This window comes from Methylobacterium sp. WL18 (genome assembly GCF_008040015.1).
GTDB lineage: Bacteria > Pseudomonadota > Alphaproteobacteria > Rhizobiales > Beijerinckiaceae > Methylobacterium > Methylobacterium mesophilicum.
Genome location: NZ_VRVD01001265.1, coordinates 1 through 564, shown reverse-complemented (window position 1 = coordinate 564; position 564 = coordinate 1). Strand labels below are relative to the sequence as shown.

Annotated in this window: 1 pseudogene; it reads left to right on the top strand. The window is 71.6% G+C overall.

Annotated features, from left to right (window positions below):
- Window positions 1-351 precede the first annotated feature (351 nt).
- A pseudogene (locus FV228_RS32225) lies at window positions 352-564 on the top strand (hypothetical protein); the annotation flags it as partial.

Genomic DNA, 564 nt, shown 5'->3' with positions numbered 1-564 from the left:
CCCTTTCGGGCGAGCTGGCCAACCTCGGCTACGCGAGCGTCACCGCCTCGATGGAGGCGGCGGACGACGTGCTGGCCGTGATCGCCCCCCCCGCGGCGGCGTCCCCGACCAGGACCCGCAGGCTTGGCGGCGTTCGGGCTACGGGCCGGTCTGGGCCGGCGGGACCGTGACCGGGGTCGAGACGGCCTGAACCGCGGACCGCTTTCGGTTCATCCCGCGCTCAGGCGCGGCGGATAATCTCGCAGGCGCACACAACCGGACGGATCCGATCCGCTCCTTCGCGGGTTTCGCTTCGGATTGTGGTTCTGGCTATCTTCCCAAGCCCCGCTTCATGAGGTACCGCTCAAGCCTATGGGTGCGCTGCAACAAGTGCTCGTGGTCGATGACGGTGTTCGCGCCGTGGACCGGTCCCTTTCGGGCGAGCTGGCCAACCTCGGCTACGCGAGCGTCACCGCCTCGATGGAGGCGGCGGACGACGTGCTGGCCGTGATCGCCCGCCCCGCGGCGGTGCTGCTCCAGGCCCCGACCCGTCGGGACCCGGCCTACGCCCGCCGCGCCGCACGC